Below are 14,763 nucleotides of genomic sequence, written 5' to 3' on the forward strand. Positions count from 1 at the left end.
GCGGCATTCGCCTAGAAGTTGTCCTTCGCCTCCCGCAGGGCGGCAAAGGTCTCGTGCGGGGCAGCGCCGCCCCAGCGGGCCTGCATGGCGGGGTCGTCGGCGCGCAGGAACGGGTTGGTGTCGAGCTCTCGCGAAAGCGGGAAGGGCACGGTCGGCTCGCCTGCCGCGCGCTTCCTTTCGATTTCTTCCGCGTAGGCCTGCAGCGCCCGGTTGTCGGGATCGGCATGCAGCGCGAAAGCCGCATTGGCCTTGGTATATTCATGCGCGCAGTAGAGCGTCGTGTCGCTCGGTAACCGCTTGATCCGCGCGAGGCTGTCCCAGAACTGCGGCGGCGTGCCCTCGAACATGCGTCCGCAGCCCAGCGCGAACACGCTGTCGCCCACGAAGGCGATGGAACTGTCGGGCAGGTGATAGGCGATGTGGCCCATGGTGTGGCCACTCACGTCGATCACCCGCGCGGTATGCTCGCCCAGCTTCACGTAGTCGCCATCGCGCACCGTGCGGTCGACCCCGGCGATCTTCTCCGCATCCAGTAGCGGCGCGGTGATCTTGCACCCGGTTTCCGCTTTGATCGCCTCGTTCCCGCCGGCGTGGTCCGGATGCCAGTGCGTGTTCCAGATCTGCGTGATCGTCCAGCCTTTTGCCGTCGCCTCGCGCAGATAGGCCTCTCCGTCGGGGGTATCGATGCAGGTCGTCTCGCCGCTGTCCGGATCGTGGAGCAGGAAGCCGTAATTGTCGGACAGACAGGGGAACTGGTGGACCTGAAGCTGGCTCATTTTCCATCCCTTCCGCGTTGGAAGCTTTGCGTTTCGTCGGGCACCACCACCCATGGATGGCGGCACTCCTCGAATACGGAGCGAGCAGGTGGGGTGGACGTTCCCTCGATTGCGCCGACGGAGATGCCGATCCCGCCCGGATGACGCGCCGTGCGCAGGTAGACCGGCGTGCCGCAGGTTGGGCAGAAGCCGTGGGTCAAGTCGTCGCCGCTATCGGCCTTGCGAGTGTATTCGGTGGCCTCGCCCGACAGTTCCACGTCCGCAGCGTTGAAATAGAGGTTCATGCCGAACGGCGCGCCGGTGCGGCGCTGGCAGGCCTTGCAGTGGCACATCACGCCGGTTCCCTGGCCGGAAATGGCGGCTGTCAGCTGTCCGCATTGGCAGGTGGCGTGCATGGCCGCCATTCTACACGAGGGCCAGATGTAGGAAAGGCCCGCCTGCCGGTTGGGCAGACGGGCCTTTCGCATTGTCAGCAGGACGAGATCCTACTTCTTTTCGTCCTTCTTCAGGGCTTCGCCCAGGATGTCGCCGAGCGAGGCGCCGGAGTCGGCCGAGCCGAACTGTGCCACGGCTTCCTTCTCTTCGGCGATCTGGTGCGCCTTGATCGAGAAGTTGGGCTTCTTCGAACGGTCGAAGCCGGTGACCATGGCATCCACCTTCTGGCCGGTCTGGAAGCGATCCGGACGCTGTTCGTCACGGTCGCGGCCCAAGTCCGAACGCTTGATGAAGCCGGTCGCGCCATCGTCGCCCACCTGAACTTCGAGGCCGCCATCGCGGACTTCGAGCACGGTGACGGTGACGACTTCGCCGCGACGCAGCGTGCCCTGGGCACCCGCTTCGGTGGGAGCACCCTTTTCAAGCTGCTTCATGCCGAGCGAGATGCGCTCCTTGTCGACATCGACGTCGAGAACCACGGCTTCGACTTCCTCGCCCTTGCGGTGCAGGGCCAGGGCGTCCTCGCCCGAGATGCCCCAGGCGATGTCCGACATGTGGACCATGCCGTCCACGTCGCCGGGCAGGCCGATGAACAGGCCGAACTCGGTGGCGTTCTTGACTTCGCCCGAAACGGTGGAGCCGATCGGGTGGGCTTCGGCGAACTCTTCCCACGGATTGCGCTGGGCCTGCTTGAGGCCGAGCGAAATGCGACGCTTTTCCGAATCCACTTCCAGAACCATCACTTCCACTTCCTGCGAGGTGGAGACGATCTTGCCCGGATGGACGTTCTTCTTGGTCCAGCTCATTTCGGAAACGTGGACCAGGCCTTCGATGCCCGGCTCCAGTTCCACGAAGGCGCCGTATTCGGTGATGTTGGTGACCTGGCCGGTGACCTTCGCACCCACCGGGTACTTGGCGCCGACGCCTTCCCACGGATCGCTTTCCAGCTGCTTCATGCCCAGCGAGATGCGCTGCGTATCGGCATTGATGCGGATGATCTGCACGGTCACGGTCTGGCCGATCTCGATCACTTCGCTGGGGTGGTTGACGCGCTTGTAGCTCATGTCGGTCACGTGCAGCAGGCCGTCGATGCCGCCCAGGTCGACGAAGGCACCGTAGTCGGTGATGTTCTTCACCACGCCATCGGTGATCTCGCCTTCGGCCAGCTTGTCGATCAGTTCGCTGCGCTGTTCGGCGCGGGTTTCTTCCAGCACGGCACGACGCGAGACGACGATGTTGCCGCGACGACGGTCCATCTTGAGGATCTGGAAGGGCTGCGGCACGTCCATCAGCGGGGTGACGTCGCGCACGGGGCGGATGTCCACCTGGCTGCCGGGCAGGAAGGCCACGGCGCCGTCGAGGTCGACGGTGAAGCCGCCCTTCACGCGGCCGAAGATGCGGCCTTCGACGCGCTTGCCTTCGCCGAACTCGCTTTCCAGCTTGTCCCACGCGGCTTCGCGGCGGGCACGATCACGCGACAGCATGGCTTCGCCGTCGGCGTTCTCGACGCGGTCGACGAAGACTTCCACTTCGCTGCCGACGCTGAGGCCGTGCTCGTCTTCACCGCGAGCAAATTCCTTGAGGTTCACGCGGCCTTCGCTCTTCAGGCCGACGTCGATGATCGCCATGCCGTTTTCGATGCCGGTGACGGTGCCCTTGACGACACGGCCTTCGAAGCCGCCCTCGGCACCGCCGAGCTGTTCGTCAAGAAGAGCCGCGAAATCGTCGCGGCTGGGGTTGGCAGATGTTGCCATGTTTGCAGTTCCTAGTTCACGTTTTTCCGGCCACCCGGTTGTTCCGGGGGTCTTTTCTCCGCCATTCGCGGAATTGCGAAGGACGGGCCAAAGGGCCGACATGCCTGCGGGGCCGATTGCCGACGCAGGCGTTCTTCAGACAGCATGAGAGGCGGGCACGAAACGCTGCCGGCATGGACGTCGTTGCGCCCCGGTGGAAAGCCGACCATGCAGGTTGTCGCGCTCGCAGACATGTGATCTGTCTGTCGAACGGCCGGGCGCCTAGGCGAAAACGGGCGGTTTGGCAAGGTGAAAGCGACTCCGCGTACCCCGCGCCCGGCGGCTAATATGGAACACATGGAACACTGTCCTGAAGGCGAAATCACCCCCTGCCGCCGCACAGGGCGAGGCGGATTGCAGCGCGGGAGATCGGCGGACGTCATCACCAGGACTTTTTCACTTCCCTGATCGGGTGTAGGAAAGTTGGATGACCATGGCGAAGCAGCTTTCGAAATACCGTGAGTATCATCACGATCACCGCAACGTGCTGACGCACGTGGTGGGCATTCCGATGATAGTTCTCGCCATCACCACGCTGCTGGCGCGACCCGCCCTGGGCATCGATATAGAAGGCATCGGTAATCTGGTCGTGACGCCCGCGATGATTGCCGCGACGCTGGCGGCCGCTTTCTATCTTCGTCTGAATCTCGGCATGGGCGTTGTGATGACCGTTCTTCTGGCGGCGTTTACCGCCGCGGGCCACGCGATTGCCTGGGTTTCTCACGCGGCCTGGCTCGGCGGGGGAATCGGCCTGTTCGTGGTCGGCTGGATATTCCAGCTGGTGGGTCACAAGTTCGAGGGCCGCAAACCGGCTTTCGTCGATGACCTGCGCAGTTTCCTGGTCGGCCCGCTGTTCCTAGTGGTCGAAGGTCTGTTCGCGCTGGGCCTGATGGAAGGGCTGAAGCGGGAGGTTGAGACAACGCACTGACGCCATCGCAGAGGGCCGAGGCAACGACCGCCGAGGGCTAGGCCCGGGAAATCCCTGCCAGCTGTCGATCGTGCCAGCGCGACAGCAGCAGCAGGGCCAGCGCCGCGCCGATCAGGCACATCAGCATGTCCCACTGCGTATCCCATACGTCGCCCTGCGTGCCGAGGAATTCCTCCGCGCCTTGGCCGAGCGCCATGGCCGCGCCGAATTCGATCAGTTCGTAGGTGGCGCTGACGGCAAGGCAGCAGGCGAGCAGCAGCACGGTAAGCAGCCAGCCCGGTCGCAGCGGGGAAAGCCGCAGCAGCAGTTCGCGAAAGACGATGGCGGGCACGAAACCCTGCATCAGGTGGCCGAACCGGTCGTAGGGATTGCGCGCGAGATCCAGCATGTCCTGCACGGTAAAGCCGACCGGCACGCGGGCGTAGGTGTAGGCACCGCCCAGCATCAGCACGAACCCGTGGAACCCGATCAGGACGAGGGCGAGCGGGGTCAGCGGGAAGACGTTTCGCGTCAGCCACAGCACCGGCAGGGCGATCAGCACCGGGGCCACTTTCATCAGCCATGTCGCGCGGTCGAAGGGCTGCCAGCCCGACCATACCAGCATGGTTAGCCACAGCGCCGTCAACACGGTGAGGGCGCTCTCCCGGCTCACGGGCGGGGCGGGTGCCCGGTCGCTTCCTCGACGGCACCGATGGCCACCGCGATGCTTTCTTCCTTGTCGAATTCGGTGGTGTCGATGACGAAGGCATCGTCGGCCACGCTCAGCGGCGCGTCCTTGCGGTTCTTGTCGCGCTCGTCCCGGCGTTCCAGCGCGGCGAGAATCTCTTCCAGTTCAACCTCGCGCCCGGCGTCGCGCAGTTCGCGGAAACGCCGTTCCGCGCGGGCGGGGGTGCTGGCGGTGATGAACAGTTTCACGTCGGCCTCGGGGGCGATGACGGTGCCGATGTCGCGCCCGTCCAGCACTGCGCCGCCCGGCTGGGTGGCAAAGGCGCGCTGCCGCTCGAACAGCGCCTCGCGCACGCCGGGGTGGATGGAGACGCGGCTGGCAAGCCCGCCCACGGCCTCGCTGCGCAGTTCGGGATTGTCGAGCAGGCTGTCGTGGAAACCGGTGGCGATCACGGCATCGTCCTCGTCATCCGGATCGCCGCCGTTCAGCTTCACCTGCCAGCCCACCGCGCGGTAGAGCAGTCCGGTATCGAGGTGCGGCAGTCCGAAATGCTTCGCCAGCGCGCGGGCGATGGTGCCCTTGCCACTGGCGGTGGGTCCGTCGACGGCGATGATCATCCTTCGCGCGCTCCTTCCTCGGTGCGTCTGCGGCCCTTCAGAGCCTTGCTCAGGCCCCACAGCGCGATGGCCGCCCAGAAGCCTTCCAGCACCAGGCTGGGCCAGTTGGTGTGGACCAGCAGCGATATGGTCAGCAATGCCGCGCCGGCGAGGTTCGTTCCGTGCAGGATGAACGGGTTGGGCCTGTCCGCAGCGGTCAGGTAGAAATAGGCCCCGATGATGCAGGCCGTGCCGACGAAGCCGATATAGCTGTAAATATCGAGGTCGGTACCCATCACTCGTAGCTGGCGAAGACGGACATTCCCGCATCGCCGAAGGCAACCACCTGGTAGGGCTGGGTGCGATCGCCCATTTCCATCCCCGGCGAACCGACCGGCATTCCCGGGACGGCAAGGCCGCGCACGCCTTCGGGGCGCTCTTCCAGCAGGCGCGCGATATCGGCGGCGGGAACGTGGCCCTCGATCACGTAGCCATCGACGATCATCGTATGGCAGGATCGAAGCTGGGCGGGCACGCCGTGCTCGTCCTTCACCGCGCCCATGTCGGTGCTCTGGGAGACGGCGACTTCGGCTTCCATCCCTTCGCGCACGTGGTCGGCCCAGTGATCGCAGCACCCGCAGTTCGGGTCCTTGAACATGGTGTAGGTCGCGGCCTGGGCGGCGCTGGAGCAGGCGGCAAGGGCCAGCAGGGCAGGTGCGACAAGACGGCGGAAGCTGTTGGACACGGTCGATCTCCGATTGAATTGCACGGTTTAGGTGGGGGCGCCGATCTGTTCGAGCAAGTCCGTAAAGTTCGGGAAACTCGTGGCGATGGGCCCGGTATCGTCAACGGTCACGCCATCGGTGCTGGCAAGGCCTGCCACGGCCATGCTCATGGCGATGCGGTGGTCGAGATGCGTGGTGACCTGTGCGCCGCCGGGCGTGCCGCGCAGGGGTTCGCCGCCAGTCCCCTCGATAACCAGGCCATCGGCGCGTTGTTCCACGCGCGCCCCGGCCAGCTGGAGCGCGGCGGCCATGGCCGCAATGCGATCGGATTCCTTCACGCGCAGTTCCTCCAGCCCGCTCGTCGTCGTGGTGCCCTGCGCCAGCGCGGCGGCAACGAACAGGACCGGGAATTCGTCCACCATCGCCGGAACGACGGCGGGGTCGACCTCCACGCCCGTCAGCGCGGAATGGCGCACGCGCAGGTCCGCCACGGGTTCTCCGCCTACTTCGCGGCGGTCCAGCTCCTCGATGTGTCCGCCCATGTCTCGCAGCACGTCGAAAAGCGCGGCGCGGGTGGGGTTGAGGCCGACGTTCTCGATCACGAGATCGCTGCCTTCCACCAGCAGCGCGGCCACGGCGAAGAAGGCGGCGGAGGATGGATCGCCCGGCACGGTGATGTCCTGCGGCTTCAGGTCCGCCTCTCCATGGATGGCGATCACGCGCTCGCCGTTCTCCTCGCCCACCTCGAGCTTCGCGCCGAAGCCGCGCAGCATCCGCTCGGAATGGTCGCGCGTCGGCACGGGCTCTATCACCGTGGTCGTCCCGGCGGTGTTCAGTCCGGCCAGCAGCACCGCGCTTTTTACCTGCGCGCTGGCGACGGGCAGTCGGTAGGTAATCGGAACGGCGGGCGAGATGCCGCGCAGCATGAGGGGCAGGGTGCCGCCCGGCGATGCCTCGAAGGATGCGCCCATCTGCGAAAGCGGATCGATCACCCGTCCCATCGGTCGCTTCGAAAGGCTGGCATCGCCGGTGAACATGACGGTGATCGGGTGGCTGGCGACAAGGCCCATCAGCAGCCTCGTCGACGTGCCCGAATTGCCCATGTCGAGCGCGCCGCCCGGCTGCAGCAGCGAGCCTACGCCCACGCCGTGAATGCGCCAGGTGCCGTCCTCCCCGCGCTCCACCTGCGAGCCCATCGCACGCATGGCGGCGGCGGTAGCCAGCACGTCCTCGCCTTCCAGCAGGCCTGTCACGCGCGTTTCGCCCACTGCCAGCGCGCCCAGCATGATGGAGCGGTGGCTGATGGATTTGTCGCCGGGCACGCGAATCCGGCCGGTCAGCGGCCCGGTTGCGAAAAACCGTCTGGAAGAGGGCGGGTTGGAATGGCTCAAGCGGGTGCCTATCTGGTCTCGTTCAAGCAGGCGCTTTGACAGCGGCATGCCCCTATGGCAAGGCGCGCCCGCTTGCGATTCCGCACAGCCGGCGGACAGCACACGAATTTCCCGGAAACTCCCGGACGAGTTAAGGACATACACATGGTCAAGCCAGAATGGGGCTCCAAGCGAACCTGCCCCAAATGCGGTGAACGCTTCTACGACCTGGGCAAGGAAGACCCGGTCACCTGCATCGAATGCGGCAACGAATGGACGCCCGAGCCGGTGCTCAAGTCCAAGCAGCCGATCCCGTTCGAGGAAGAGAAGAAGGACGAGAAGAAGGAATCGGATTCCGATCTCGCCGACGACGATCTGGAAGATATCGACGAAGACGACGATTCGCCCGACAACGATGTCGACCTGGGCGGAGACGACGACCTCGGCGTGCAGACGGCGGACGACGACGAGGAGGACGATAATTAGGGGTTGCACTGGAGGCGGCCCCGCAATAAAGGGCTGCCTCCCGGCCGCACTGGCGGTCGGAAACGGCATCTGATAGGATGCCGGGCATCGATGGATTAGGGGCCTTAGCTCAGCTGGGAGAGCGCAACACTGGCAGTGTTGAGGTCAGCGGTTCGATCCCGCTAGGCTCCACCATCGAAAACGGAAATACCGCCCCGCCACCAGGCTGGGTGCATTGTTGAGCGGGTCTTCGGACCTACGCTGGCCGACGAGTTCTCGTCCGCCGGCGTTTTTCGCGTTTGGCCCGAATGGGTCGTAATGGAGCTGAGTAGCGCATGTTCGATACGCTGTCCGATCGCCTGAATTCCGTCTTCGACCGTCTGCGCGGTCGCGGGGCGCTGGGCGAACAGGACGTGCGCGATGCCATGCGCGAAGTTCGCGTCGCCCTGCTGGAAGCCGACGTGGCGCTGCCCGTCGCGCGCGATTTCATTTCCCGCGTCACCGAACGCGCCATCGGCCGGGAAGTGCTGAAGTCGGTCACCCCCGGCCAGCAGGTCATCAAGATCGTCAACGACGAGCTGATCACCATGCTGGGCGGCGAGGAAGAAGGCGCCGGCGAGGCCGTGCCGATCAACCTCGACGTCAAGCCGCCCGCCGTCGTGATGATGGTCGGCCTGCAAGGCTCGGGCAAGACCACCAGCACCGCCAAGATCGCCAAGCTGCTGAAGGATAAGCAGGGCAAGAAGCCGCTGATGGCCTCGCTCGACGTCAATCGTCCGGCGGCGCAGGAACAGCTGGCCGTGCTGGGCGAGCAGGCGGGCGTCGCCACCCTGCCGATCGTGCCGGGCCAGCAGCCGGTGGACATTGCCAGGCGCGCGCTGGAAGCGGCGCGGTTGCAGAATGTCGACGTGCTGATGCTGGATACCGCGGGCCGCCTGCACGTGGACGAGGCGCTGATGGCCGAGATGAAGGCCGTCGCGGGCGTATCCAATCCCGCCGAAGTGCTGCTGGTGGTGGACAGCCTGACCGGTCAGGACGCGGTGAACGTCGCCAGGAGCTTTACCGAGGAAGTGCCGCTGACCGGCGTCGTCCTCACCCGCATGGACGGCGATGCCCGCGGCGGCGCGGCGCTTTCGATGCGCGCCGTAACGGGCAAGCCGATCAAGTTCGCCGGTACCGGTGAGAAGCTCGACGCGATCGAGCGCTTCCACCCGGCGCGCGTTGCCGACCGCATCCTTGGCATGGGCGACGTCGTTTCGCTGGTGGAAAAGGCTGCCGAGAGCATCAAAGCGGAAGAGGCCGAGGAACTGGCCAACCGCATGATGAAGGGCAAGTTCGACCTGAACGACCTTCGCAAGCAGCTGCAGCAGATGCAGAACATGGGCGGGCTGGGCATGCTGGCAGGAATGATGCCGGGCATGAAGAAGGCCAAGGCCGCCATGGCGAACGCCAACATGGACGACAAGGTGCTGGTGCACATGGATGCCATCATCGGCTCCATGACCAAGAAGGAACGCGCCAACCCCGGATTGCTCAACGCCAAGCGCAAGAAGCGCGTGGCGGCGGGCAGCGGCACCTCGGTGCAGGAGGTCAACAAGATCCTGAAGATGCACCAGGAAATGGGCCGCGCCATGAAGCAGCTGAAGAAGATGGGCGGCATGAAGGGTCTTGCCGCGCTGTTCGGCGGCGGCGGTGGCGGAATGGGCGGTTCGCCCAGCGGTGCCCCCGGATTGCCGGGCGGCGGGATGCCGGGCCTTCCCGGCGGCCAGCTGCCCCCCGAAATGCAGGATTTTCTCAAGAAGAAATAGTTTTTTCAAAGATTTGGACTGGAAAGGTAAGTTACAATGTCAATCTCCCTTCGTCTCTCGCGCGGCGGCGCCAAGAAGCGTCCGTACTATCGCATCGTGGCGGCCGACAGCCGTCGTGCCCGTGACGGCAAGTATCTGGAGCAGCTGGGCACCTACAACCCGATGCTCCCCAAGGACGACGACAACCGCGTGAAGTTCGACGAGGACCGCGTGCGTTACTGGCTGGGCGTCGGCGCACAGCCGAGCGACCGCGTGGCCCGTTTCCTCGACGCCGCGGGCATCCGCGAGCGTGAGGCGCGCAACAACCCGCAGAAGGGCGAACCTGGCGCGAACGCCAAGGAACGCGCCGAGGAAAAGGCGGCCAAGGAAGCCGAGCGCAAGGAAGCCGAAGAAGCCGCCAAGGCCGAAGCTGCCGAAGCCCCTGCTGAAGAGGAAGCGCCCGCCGAGGAAGCTGCCGCCGAGGAAGGCACTGCTGCCGAAGCCGCGGAAAGCGCCGAGGAAGCCAAGGAAGAGGCTCCTGCCGAGGAAGCCGCTGCCGAGGATGCTGGCGAAGAAAAGGCCGAAGAAGAAAAGTCGGAAGGCTGATCTTTCTCGGGGAATTCGCACCTCGTGTCCGATAATGCTTCACGCCCCGTCACGCTGGCCGCCGTTACCGGCGCGCACGGCGTGGCGGGCGAAGTGCGTCTGAAGCTGTTCGGCGAGGGGTTCGAAACTCTGAAGGGCCACAAGTCCTTCAATGACGGCGCGCTGACGCTGAAGAAGATCCGCGACGACAACAAGGGCGGCGCCGTCGCCCGCTTCGCGGAAGTGCCGGATCGCACCGCGGCAGAGGCGCTGCGCGGAACCGTGCTGACCGTGCCGCGCTCCGCCCTGCCTCCTCTGGAAGAGGGCGAATACTACCACGCCGACCTGATCGGCCTGGCCGCCGTGTCCACCACCGGCGAAGAGCTGGGCGAAGTGATCGCGGTGGAGAATTTCGGCGCGGGCGACGTGATCGAGATCAGGCGCGCGAACGGCAAGACTTTCATGGTCCCCATGCGCGTGGAAGCCGTACCCGGCTGGGACGCCGAGACACTTACCGTCACCCAGGACTTCGCCGATCAGTGACGCCGCGTCTTGCGGCAGGCGTGCTATCACGTTAATACACCTGCGGGACGCGAGGCAGAAGGATTGAAAGCATGTGGGTTCTCTGGGTACTGCTGGCCATCGGGCTTATCGCCGGAATGTCCGCCGGCCTGGCGTTGGGCCTGCACCTGCTGATGCCGCGCATTGCAGAGAGGGCGCGCATCCTGTGGGCCTCGGGTCTTGCGGCGTTCCTTCCCGTGAGCCTGATCTTCGGCGGCTTCTTCCTGGAAGCCGAGGTCGCCGACGATGATTTCTACCTCAGCGTGCTGGCGCTGGTCATGCTCAGCTTCGTGATCCTGTCAGTCTGCTGCCTTCCGCCCGCGTGGTGGGCTACCACCAGGCTGGGTCGCGGCAGGACCGACACGCCCGAGCTTGAATCTGACGAGCCCGAACTGATCGAGGGCTGATCGGGAACTCTTGCCGCGCGCAGTGTTGATTTCCCATGAGGAATATTTTCGCCAGCTCCGCTGCCGTTGTCCCCATGCTGTTGCTGGCCGCCTGTTCGGGCGGAGGGGACCAGACCGGCTCACCGCCACCCCAGACCGACACCGGTTCCGATACCGACCCCGCTGCCGGCACCCGTCCCGCGGGCGATGCCACCACGATAGCGCGGGAAGGCCGCATCGAGCAGGGCACCGAATGCATGGTGCTGGTGACGCCCGATGGAGAGCGATGGGCCTTCAATGCGCCTGACGCCAATGTGACCGCCGGAGACTATGTAGAGATCGTCGGCGAGCAGGCCGATGCCAGCTTCTGCATGGAAGGCGAAGGCACGATAATACCCGATAGCATCGCCCCCATGCAGCCGCCTGCCCGCGATCGCGATCCGGCCCGCGCCGGCGGCATTGCCGTCACCGCGCAATACGTTCTGGGAAGCTGGGTCGCCAAGGGCGTGGATGCCGACTGCGACCGTCCGGATTTCCAGATCAGTTCCACACCTACCGGTGGGCTCGTCATCGAGACCAGCGTGAACGGCACGCCCGAAACGGGCCGTGTCGCGGTGGGCCGGTATCCGGTGATCGACTGGGACGAACCCCTGCCGGACATGCCTATCGAGAGCCGCGGGCCGGACGGCCTGGCCGTGCTGCGCCCCGCCACCGATGCCCGCTACGATCCCGTCGACGTCGGCGGTGCGACGATCGAGGGCGACGGAGTGGTTTTCGTAAAGTGCGGGTGATATTCATGCCCCATGGACCGGGAGCTTTCGCGCAAGGCTGAGCTGGACGCGCTGCGTGCGCGCCTGTTCACCTATCGCATCGGCCCGGAAACCGCGGTCCTCTCCTTCCGCAACCGGCTGGCGCGGGAAAACCGCTGGACGCCCGGCTATGCGCAGCGGGTGATCCACGAATACTACCGTTTCTGTTTCCTGGCGGTGACGGCGGGGCACGAGGTCACGCCATCGGACCAGGTGGACCAGGCCTGGCACCTGCATCTTACCTACAGCCGCGACTACTGGCAGCGCTTCTGCCCCGAGGTGCTGGGCACATCGCTCCATCACGGCCCCACGGCCGGCGGCCGCGACGAGCGCGACCGCTATTACGAGCAGTATGCGCTCACCATGAAAAGCTATCAGGAGACATTCGGCGAGGCGCCGCCGGCCGATATCTGGTCGCCCCCGGTCGAACGGTTCGGCGATCATCCCCGCGCCTTCCGGATTCGCCCTTCGCAGGTTATGTTCCTGAAGGACGCAGGCGGCATCGTCCGTCTGTTCTTCGCCCTGGTGGTGACGCTGGGCATCGGCATTGCGCTGGGCCTGATGTGGGGAGGGTAGGGGTATGGAAATCGGCTTTTCCAGCTATTCGGGTGGCGACTTCCTCTGGTTCTTCGGCTTCCTGATCGCGGCGGCGGTGGTGGCGGGGTTCTGGATACCCGGCGCGCTGCGGCCCGAGGGACGCCTGTCACAGGTCAACGATGCGGAAAAGCTCGCGTACCTGGCCGGAGGGCGCACCCGCTTCGGAGAAAGCGTGCTGGCCAACCTGTTCGCCCGCGGAGACCTTCGCACCCGGAAGAAGACAATCATAAAGTCCACCCATCCCCAGCCGGAGACCGAGGCGGAGCGAGCCGTCCTGCGCGTGCCCGGCGATTTCCGCTGGTCCGACGCGCGCAAGGCGCTGGACGCCCACGCCCGCGACATCGACCGGGACCTTGCCGCCCGGGGGCTGTTGATCGCCCCGGACGAGCGGCTGAAGTTCCGTTTGCTGCCGGTGCTGCCCTACGCCGTACTGCTGGTGATCGGCACGTTCCGGCTGCAAGCAGGCGCTGCTCAGGGAGAGCCGGTGGGCTACCTCACCCTGATGCTGATCGCCGTGACAGTGCTGGGCTTTGTTCGACTGGCGAAGTTCAATCCGCGCACGCAAGCGGGCGACGAGGCCCTGGCGGAGGCGCAGGACCATTCCTCCCGCCTGCGCAGTGCGCCCACCCGCGCGGAAACGGGCATGGCCGTCGGCCTGTTCGGCACCGCCGTCCTGGTGGGCACGCCCTTCGAATCGCTTCACGCCATGCGCCAGCAGGGCGGTGGCGGCTATGCCGATGGCGGCGGTGACGGAGACGGGGGCGGCGGTTGCGGTGGGGGCGGTTGCGGCGGCTGCGGCGGATAGCCGCACGCTCCAAGATTGCCTTGCCGCCTCGTCCGGCCTAACCGAGCTTCATGTTCGACGCGCTCGTCATTTTCGTCATCGTGATCGTGGTGCCGTTTCCCATCGGCTTCGCGCTGGCGCATTTCCGCCCGGAATCGCGCAACATGAAGAACGCCGCGCTGGCCGCGCTGCCCGTCTGCCTGCCGCCCTTCGCCTACGCGCTGTGGATCACGCTGACGCAGGACATGACCTGCCAGCAGGAGCCTTGCACCGGTCCGATCTGGGCGATGGCTTTCTACGTCATCGGCGTGCTGACGGGTGTGACCGGCTTCGGGGTCGGCCTTTTGGGCGATGCCTACGCGCGCAGCCGGGCGAAAGGGCGAGCGGAGTGACCGCCCGATTAGCGTAATGCCGATGTCCCTTGTCTATTTCATCGTCGAATTCTTCGCCGCCTGGGAAAACCTGATCCCGGCGGCGATCATGGTTCCCGTCGCCTGCCTTCTTCTCGCGCTGTTCGCGCGTCGCCGCAGGATCGGCTCGGCCGCCGTGCAATCACTGCTCGCCAGCTTGATTTCGGCATGCCTGATATTCGCGGCCTTCCTCTTTGCCGCCCTGGGCCTGTCCCCGGACATTATCGCACTGGCAGGCGATTCCTTCTTCTGGGTCGGCCTGGGGCTTTCGACATTGCTGGCCTGGCCGGTCGTATGGCTGCTGGCCCTCGTCCTGCGTCGACGGCAGCACCGGGCCGAAGTTCGTGATACGAGCGCGTTCGAATGACTTTCGCCGCGACCATCCTCACCCTCTACCCGGACATGTTTCCCGGACCGCTGGGCGTGAGCCTCGCAGGCCGTGCGCTGGAGCGGGGGGACTGGTCGTGCGAACCGGTGCAGATCCGCGACTTCGCCGGCGACAGGCACCGCACGGTGGATGATACGCCTGCGGGCGGCGGCGCGGGCATGGTGCTGAAGGCCGATGTGCTGGCGGCGGCCGTGGACAGCGTGGCCGATGCCCGCCCGGTGCTTGCCATGACTCCGCGCGGCACGCCAATCACCCAGGCCCGCATCCGCGAGATTGCCGCCGGGCCGGGCGTCACACTCCTGTGCGGCCGTTTCGAGGGGTTCGACGAGCGCCTGTTCGAAGCACGACCGCAGATCGAGCAGGTCAGCCTGGGCGACATCGTCCTGTCGGGCGGAGAACCTGCCGCCCTGGCCATACTCGATGCTTGCATTCGGCTGCTTCCCGGAGTAATGGGCGCGGCTTCTAGCGGGACAGAGGAATCGTTCGAGGACGGTTTGCTCGAATACCCGCAATACACCCGACCTTATGAATGGGAAGGGCGCACGATCCCTGAAGTGCTGCGATCGGGGGATCATGCGAAGATCGCGGCGTGGCGAAAGCAACGCAGCGAACACGATACACGGTTACGCAGGCCGGACCTTTGGGAGCGCCACGGTGGGGCTCCGGGCCAGTCTGCCTCTGGCGAGCAGCGCGATGACTAA

General features: G+C 65.6%; 20 protein-coding genes and 1 tRNA gene. 13 read left to right on the top strand and 8 right to left on the bottom strand.

The features are described 5' to 3' along the window. Nucleotides 1-11 precede the first annotated feature (11 nt). From gloB to rpsA, 3 genes are read right to left on the bottom strand one after another with little or no spacing between them, the layout of a single operon-like run. Nucleotides 12-776 carry a hydroxyacylglutathione hydrolase gene (gloB, locus tag AAA989_RS13395; RefSeq protein ID WP_338244375.1) on the bottom strand — a complete coding sequence of 255 codons (765 nt, stop codon included), beginning with the start codon at nucleotides 774-776 and terminating at the stop codon, nucleotides 12-14. Next, nucleotides 773-1,243, bottom strand: coding sequence for a GFA family protein (locus tag AAA989_RS13400; protein WP_338244377.1), 471 nt, complete (start codon nucleotides 1,241-1,243; stop codon nucleotides 773-775). The genes gloB and AAA989_RS13400 overlap by 4 nt, the downstream gene beginning before the upstream one ends. A gap of 18 nt (nucleotides 1,244-1,261) precedes the next feature. Next, nucleotides 1,262-2,965: a 30S ribosomal protein S1 gene (rpsA, locus tag AAA989_RS13405; RefSeq protein ID WP_338244379.1), complete on the bottom strand. Its 1,704-nt coding sequence runs from the start codon at nucleotides 2,963-2,965 to the stop codon at nucleotides 1,262-1,264. A gap of 466 nt (nucleotides 2,966-3,431) precedes the next feature. Here rpsA and AAA989_RS13410 point away from each other — a divergent pair, with 466 nt between their 5' ends. After that, nucleotides 3,432-3,932 (top strand): Mpo1 family 2-hydroxy fatty acid dioxygenase, encoded by a 501-nt coding sequence (locus tag AAA989_RS13410; RefSeq protein WP_338244381.1) that lies wholly within the window; start codon nucleotides 3,432-3,434, stop codon nucleotides 3,930-3,932. Between the two features lie 37 nt (nucleotides 3,933-3,969). On the opposite strand, the gene AAA989_RS13415 is transcribed toward AAA989_RS13410, so the two are convergent. From AAA989_RS13415 to aroA, 5 genes are read right to left on the bottom strand one after another with little or no spacing between them, the layout of a single operon-like run. Next, entirely contained in the window at nucleotides 3,970-4,584 is a 615-nt protein-coding gene (locus tag AAA989_RS13415) for a DUF2238 domain-containing protein (protein ID WP_338244382.1), read from the bottom strand. After that, on the bottom strand, nucleotides 4,581-5,216 hold the full coding sequence (gene cmk / locus AAA989_RS13420) for a (d)CMP kinase (RefSeq protein WP_338244384.1): 636 nt from the start codon (nucleotides 5,214-5,216) through the stop codon (nucleotides 4,581-4,583). The genes AAA989_RS13415 and cmk overlap by 4 nt, the downstream gene beginning before the upstream one ends. Beyond that, nucleotides 5,213-5,491, bottom strand: a complete 279-nt coding sequence (locus AAA989_RS13425) for a CBU_0592 family membrane protein (protein ID WP_338244387.1) — start codon at nucleotides 5,489-5,491, stop codon at nucleotides 5,213-5,215. Before AAA989_RS13425 ends, cmk begins: the two co-directional genes overlap by 4 nt. Next, nucleotides 5,491-5,940 carry a DUF411 domain-containing protein gene (locus tag AAA989_RS13430; RefSeq protein ID WP_434781448.1) on the bottom strand — a complete coding sequence of 150 codons (450 nt, stop codon included), beginning with the start codon at nucleotides 5,938-5,940 and terminating at the stop codon, nucleotides 5,491-5,493. Before AAA989_RS13430 ends, AAA989_RS13425 begins: the two co-directional genes overlap by 1 nt. Nucleotides 5,941-5,967: 27 nt before the next feature. Continuing rightward, complete coding sequence (gene aroA / locus AAA989_RS13435; protein ID WP_338245545.1) at nucleotides 5,968-7,311, bottom strand: 3-phosphoshikimate 1-carboxyvinyltransferase; 1,344 nt, start codon at nucleotides 7,309-7,311, stop codon at nucleotides 5,968-5,970. 144 nt (nucleotides 7,312-7,455) lie between these two features. Here aroA and AAA989_RS13440 point away from each other — a divergent pair, with 144 nt between their 5' ends. From AAA989_RS13440 to trmD, 12 genes are all read left to right on the top strand, one after another. Further along, nucleotides 7,456-7,776 carry a TIGR02300 family protein gene (locus AAA989_RS13440; RefSeq protein WP_338244389.1) on the top strand — a complete coding sequence of 107 codons (321 nt, stop codon included), beginning with the start codon at nucleotides 7,456-7,458 and terminating at the stop codon, nucleotides 7,774-7,776. Between the two features lie 98 nt (nucleotides 7,777-7,874). Next, nucleotides 7,875-7,950, top strand: a tRNA-Ala gene (locus AAA989_RS13445). A gap of 140 nt (nucleotides 7,951-8,090) precedes the next feature. Continuing rightward, nucleotides 8,091-9,563, top strand: a complete 1,473-nt coding sequence (ffh, locus tag AAA989_RS13450) for a signal recognition particle protein (RefSeq protein WP_338244391.1) — start codon at nucleotides 8,091-8,093, stop codon at nucleotides 9,561-9,563. 36 nt (nucleotides 9,564-9,599) lie between these two features. Beyond that, complete coding sequence (gene rpsP, locus AAA989_RS13455; protein WP_338244393.1) at nucleotides 9,600-10,148, top strand: 30S ribosomal protein S16; 549 nt, start codon at nucleotides 9,600-9,602, stop codon at nucleotides 10,146-10,148. A 24-nt stretch (nucleotides 10,149-10,172) separates the two neighbouring features. Beyond that, entirely contained in the window at nucleotides 10,173-10,670 is a 498-nt protein-coding gene (gene rimM / locus AAA989_RS13460) for a ribosome maturation factor RimM (RefSeq protein WP_338244395.1), read from the top strand. A 71-nt stretch (nucleotides 10,671-10,741) separates the two neighbouring features. Further along, nucleotides 10,742-11,095, top strand: a complete 354-nt coding sequence (locus AAA989_RS13465; protein WP_338244398.1) for a hypothetical protein — start codon at nucleotides 10,742-10,744, stop codon at nucleotides 11,093-11,095. 35 nt (nucleotides 11,096-11,130) lie between these two features. Further along, entirely contained in the window at nucleotides 11,131-11,865 is a 735-nt protein-coding gene (locus AAA989_RS13470) for a DUF5818 domain-containing protein (RefSeq protein ID WP_338244399.1), read from the top strand. 12 nt (nucleotides 11,866-11,877) lie between these two features. After that, on the top strand, nucleotides 11,878-12,459 hold the full coding sequence (locus tag AAA989_RS13475; protein WP_338244401.1) for a glycine-rich domain-containing protein: 582 nt from the start codon (nucleotides 11,878-11,880) through the stop codon (nucleotides 12,457-12,459). 4 nt (nucleotides 12,460-12,463) lie between these two features. Continuing rightward, entirely contained in the window at nucleotides 12,464-13,285 is an 822-nt protein-coding gene (locus AAA989_RS13480; protein WP_338244403.1) for a TIGR04222 domain-containing membrane protein, read from the top strand. A 50-nt stretch (nucleotides 13,286-13,335) separates the two neighbouring features. Next, complete coding sequence (locus tag AAA989_RS13485) at nucleotides 13,336-13,656, top strand: hypothetical protein (RefSeq protein WP_338244405.1); 321 nt, start codon at nucleotides 13,336-13,338, stop codon at nucleotides 13,654-13,656. Nucleotides 13,657-13,672: 16 nt separating this feature from the next. After that, complete coding sequence (locus tag AAA989_RS13490) at nucleotides 13,673-14,041, top strand: hypothetical protein (protein WP_338244407.1); 369 nt, start codon at nucleotides 13,673-13,675, stop codon at nucleotides 14,039-14,041. Next, entirely contained in the window at nucleotides 14,038-14,763 is a 726-nt protein-coding gene (gene trmD, locus AAA989_RS13495; RefSeq protein WP_338244409.1) for a tRNA (guanosine(37)-N1)-methyltransferase TrmD, read from the top strand. Before AAA989_RS13490 ends, trmD begins: the two co-directional genes overlap by 4 nt.

This window comes from Aurantiacibacter hainanensis, from assembly GCF_036321025.1.
Taxonomy (GTDB): Bacteria; Pseudomonadota; Alphaproteobacteria; order Sphingomonadales; family Sphingomonadaceae; genus Alteraurantiacibacter; species Alteraurantiacibacter hainanensis.

Excerpts from the sequence above, each read along its gene's own strand:
- AAA989_RS13465 (WP_338244398.1), top strand. The coding sequence starts at position 10,742 with ATGTGGGTTCTCTGGGTACTGCTGGCCATCGGGCTTATCGCCGGAATG.
- trmD (WP_338244409.1), top strand. The coding sequence starts at position 14,038 with ATGACTTTCGCCGCGACCATCCTCACCCTCTACCCGGACATGTTTCCC.
- AAA989_RS13440 (WP_338244389.1), top strand. The coding sequence starts at position 7,456 with ATGGTCAAGCCAGAATGGGGCTCCAAGCGAACCTGCCCCAAATGCGGT.
- rpsP (WP_338244393.1), top strand. The coding sequence starts at position 9,600 with ATGTCAATCTCCCTTCGTCTCTCGCGCGGCGGCGCCAAGAAGCGTCCG.
- AAA989_RS13490 (WP_338244407.1), top strand. The coding sequence starts at position 13,673 with ATGCCGATGTCCCTTGTCTATTTCATCGTCGAATTCTTCGCCGCCTGG.
- cmk (WP_338244384.1), bottom strand. The coding sequence starts at position 5,216 with ATGATCATCGCCGTCGACGGACCCACCGCCAGTGGCAAGGGCACCATC.
- AAA989_RS13425 (WP_338244387.1), bottom strand. The coding sequence starts at position 5,491 with ATGGGTACCGACCTCGATATTTACAGCTATATCGGCTTCGTCGGCACG.
- AAA989_RS13485 (WP_338244405.1), top strand. The coding sequence starts at position 13,336 with ATGTTCGACGCGCTCGTCATTTTCGTCATCGTGATCGTGGTGCCGTTT.
- AAA989_RS13475 (WP_338244401.1), top strand. The coding sequence starts at position 11,878 with ATGGACCGGGAGCTTTCGCGCAAGGCTGAGCTGGACGCGCTGCGTGCG.
- AAA989_RS13480 (WP_338244403.1), top strand. The coding sequence starts at position 12,464 with ATGGAAATCGGCTTTTCCAGCTATTCGGGTGGCGACTTCCTCTGGTTC.
- gloB (WP_338244375.1), bottom strand. The coding sequence starts at position 776 with ATGAGCCAGCTTCAGGTCCACCAGTTCCCCTGTCTGTCCGACAATTAC.
- AAA989_RS13400 (WP_338244377.1), bottom strand. The coding sequence starts at position 1,243 with ATGCGAAAGGCCCGTCTGCCCAACCGGCAGGCGGGCCTTTCCTACATC.
- rpsA (WP_338244379.1), bottom strand. The coding sequence starts at position 2,965 with ATGGCAACATCTGCCAACCCCAGCCGCGACGATTTCGCGGCTCTTCTT.
- AAA989_RS13410 (WP_338244381.1), top strand. The coding sequence starts at position 3,432 with ATGACCATGGCGAAGCAGCTTTCGAAATACCGTGAGTATCATCACGAT.
- AAA989_RS13470 (WP_338244399.1), top strand. The coding sequence starts at position 11,131 with ATGAGGAATATTTTCGCCAGCTCCGCTGCCGTTGTCCCCATGCTGTTG.
- ffh (WP_338244391.1), top strand. The coding sequence starts at position 8,091 with ATGTTCGATACGCTGTCCGATCGCCTGAATTCCGTCTTCGACCGTCTG.